We start from the raw sequence: 2,881 nt of genomic DNA, 5'->3' as shown, positions 1-2,881 counted from the left end.
AATGGCGGCGCACAGAGCCGCTCGCAGCGGCTGATCGGCGCCGTGTTGGAGATGAGCGAGAGCGAGGCTGCGGCGCAGCTGGAGGCGGTGCTCAAGGACTTCGAGCAGCGCCACTGGCAGACCCGGCGCGTGTTCATGAGCCGCTATGACGAGATCGCGGCGGCGCACGGGCTGCATGACGATGCGATCGGCGACACCAAGCGCCAGCTGATCGGCGCCTATTTCTGCCACGAATACAGCTATGCCGCCGCCGCGCTGATGAACCCCAGCGCGGTGCCGCATCCCGACCAGAGCGGGATGGAGGATGGCGCGATGCGAATCGTGATGTCGCTGCGCGCTGTGGGGGAGGGGCATATCTCTTCGGTGGCGTTCCGCGAAGGGATCATCACCACCGACAACCAGCTGAAACTGGCCCCCGAGCCGCCGTTCGCGACCGCCACCGACGCGGTCGGCAGCGACGAGGGCGAGATGCCGACCGGCCCGGTGACGGTCTATCGCCATCGCGACAGCACGCTGTCCGGCACGGTGATCTTCCCGATCACGCAGGAACAGTCGAAAGGGCTGGAGGATCTGCGTCTCGTGCAATTCCAGCACGACGATGGCGCGTTCGAATGGCTGGGCACCTATACCGCCTATAACGGCAGCGCGATCCAGTCCGAACTGATGCGGACGAAGGACTTCCGCGCCTTCGACCTGGTGCCGATGAGCGGCAGTGCTGCCCGCAACAAGGGGATCGCGCTGTTCCCGCGCAAGGTGGGCGGCCGCTATATGTCGATCGGCCGACAGGATGGAGAGAATCTGTACTTGCTCAAAACCGACGATCTGTCGCACTGGGATGACGGTGAGCTGATCCTGAAGCCCGTCTTTCCGTGGGAGTTCGTGCAGATCGGCAATTGCGGGGCGCCGATCGAGATCGATGAGGGCTGGTTGCTGCTGACGCATGGCGTCGGCGCGATGCGCAAATATTCGATCGGGGCGGCGCTGCTCGACAAAGACAATCCGGCGCGCGTGCTGGGCCGAACGCGCTCGCCGATCCTGGCGGCGGCGGATCAGGATCGTGAGGGCTATGTGCCCAATGTCGTCTATACGTGCGGCGCGATGCGCCATGGCGACAAGCTGTTCATGCCCTATGGCATCGCCGACAGTTCGGTCGGCTTCGCGTTCGTGTCGATCAAGGAGTTGCTCGACAAGATGTGAGGCAGCGCGTCGCGCCGCGATCGCCCGCCGGCGACGCGCGCGACTCGGCTACAGCAACGCCGCCAGCACCCCGAGCAGCGCCGCGGTAGCGATGGCGTTGAGGGCCATCGCCAGGCTGGCGAACGCGCCCGCCGTCGCATCGACCTGGAACGCCCGCGCCGCGCCGAGGCCATGCGCCGAGACGCCGATCGCGAAACCGCGCGCGCGATAGTCGCGGATGCCCATCCGGTCGAACAACGGCGTCGCGGTCATCGCTCCGACGACGCCGGCAAACAGCACGATGGCCACCGCGAGCGGCGGGATACCGTGCAGTTGCTGCGCGAGCGCCATCGCCACCGGCGAGGTGGTCGCGCGCGGCGCGATCGATGCAAGCAGCACCGGCGGCGCGCCGGTGAGCCACAAGATCCCGACCGCGCTGACGATCGCGGTCGTGGCGCCGGCCAGCAACGCCACCCCGATCGGCACCGCCAGCCGGCGGATCAGCCGCCGCTGTGCCCAGACCGGCACCGCCAGCCCGACCACCGCCGGGCCGAGCAGGAAGGTCAGCGGCGCGGTGGCCTCGCGATAAACGCGATAGGGAGTCGATGAGATCAGCAACAGCGCGATCAGAACGGGCGTGGCAAACAGCACCGGATGGCACAGGGGGTGCCGGCCACTGCGTCGCGAGACGAGATCGGCGCCCTCGAACACGATCAGGGTCACCGTCAGCCACAGCAGCGGCGCCGCCGGCAGCGCGATCACGCCGAGGGCCCGGCCCAGCGCAGCGCGGCCCAGCGGAAGGCCAGCGCGGTGACGATCATCGTCATCAGCGTCGACAGGATGGTCGCCAGGACCAGCGCCCAGCCCCAGCGCGCCAATATGCCGCCCTCCTGCATCACGCCGACCGCGGCGGGCACGAACATGATCGACAGATGCGCGGTCAGCCATCCGGTCACCGCGGTCAGCGTGGGGCGCTCGCGCGGGATAAGCGCCAGCCATAGCAGCAACAGCAGCATGCCAACCACCGCGCCCGGCACCGGCAGGCCGGTGGCCAGGCGGATCGTCTCCCCGAGCAACTGGCAGGTGAGCAGCAGGGCGATCGCGGCGATCATCGCACCGCCGCCATCATGCGCGTGCGACGATACAGCCACGCCGTCAGCGCGGCGAACACGACCAGGCCGATCAGCAGGCCCGGGGTTTCGAAGCCGTCGACCAGCGCCAGCGGCGCATCATCGCCCGTTTCATAGACGATCCCGGCGAAGACGACGTTCCACAGGCTCTCGCCGACGATCATGCCCGTCGCCGTCAACACGCCGAGCCGAGTCGCCGCCTCCGGGTCCGTCGAGCGGCGCGCCGCCCAGCGGTCATAGGCGTGGCCCAGGATCGTGCCCACGACCACCGTCAGCGTCGCCGACATCGGCAGATAGATGCCGAGCCCGACGCCGAGCGGGGGCAGGCGCATCCGCCCCGCCTTGCCCAGCCCCTCATCCAGCGCGATCGCGAGCATCCCCACCGCCGCGCCCCAGCCGATCATCGTCCAGTTGAGATTGCCGCCCAGAACGCCCTGCGCCAGCGCTGAGATCAGCGCCGCCTGCGGTGCGGCGAGCGCGCTCGGCCCCGCGCCGGGCATGCCGGCGAAGCCGAACGAGGTGTAGAGCAACTGCATCACAGGCGGCACCACCAGTGATCCGAACGCGACGCCGAT

4 protein-coding genes are annotated in these 2,881 nt (G+C 68.8%); 1 reads left to right on the top strand and 3 read right to left on the bottom strand.

Features of this window, described 5'->3' with window-relative positions; genetic code table 11:
- On the top strand, positions 1–1,197 hold a 1,197-nt coding region (locus ACFDSW_RS14910; protein WP_375251062.1), incomplete at its 5' end, for a glycoside hydrolase family 130 protein.
- 48 nt (positions 1,198–1,245) lie between these two features.
- On the opposite strand, the gene ACFDSW_RS14905 is transcribed toward ACFDSW_RS14910, so the two are convergent.
- From ACFDSW_RS14905 to ACFDSW_RS14895, 3 genes are all read right to left on the bottom strand, one after another.
- Positions 1,246–1,938, bottom strand: coding sequence for an LrgB family protein (locus tag ACFDSW_RS14905; RefSeq protein ID WP_375251061.1), 693 nt, complete (start codon positions 1,936–1,938; stop codon positions 1,246–1,248).
- Complete coding sequence (locus ACFDSW_RS14900; protein WP_375251060.1) at positions 1,935–2,288, bottom strand: CidA/LrgA family protein; 354 nt, start codon at positions 2,286–2,288, stop codon at positions 1,935–1,937. The genes ACFDSW_RS14905 and ACFDSW_RS14900 overlap by 4 nt, the downstream gene beginning before the upstream one ends.
- Positions 2,285–2,881: OPT/YSL family transporter (locus ACFDSW_RS14895; RefSeq protein ID WP_375251059.1), on the bottom strand; the 597-nt coding region annotated here is incomplete at its 5' end. The genes ACFDSW_RS14895 and ACFDSW_RS14900, both read right to left, overlap by 4 nt.

The sequence above is a fragment of the Sphingomonas sp. genome (genome assembly GCF_042091075.1).
GTDB lineage: Bacteria > Pseudomonadota > Alphaproteobacteria > Sphingomonadales > Sphingomonadaceae > Sphingomonas.
The sequence above is the reverse complement of the archived record's forward strand: the minus strand, read 5'-3'. Positions and strand labels throughout refer to the sequence as shown.

Coding starts and splice junctions, on each gene's coding strand:
- ACFDSW_RS14900 (WP_375251060.1), bottom strand. CDS start 2,288: ATGATCGCCGCGATCGCCCTGCTGCTCACCTGCCAGTTGCTCGGGGAG.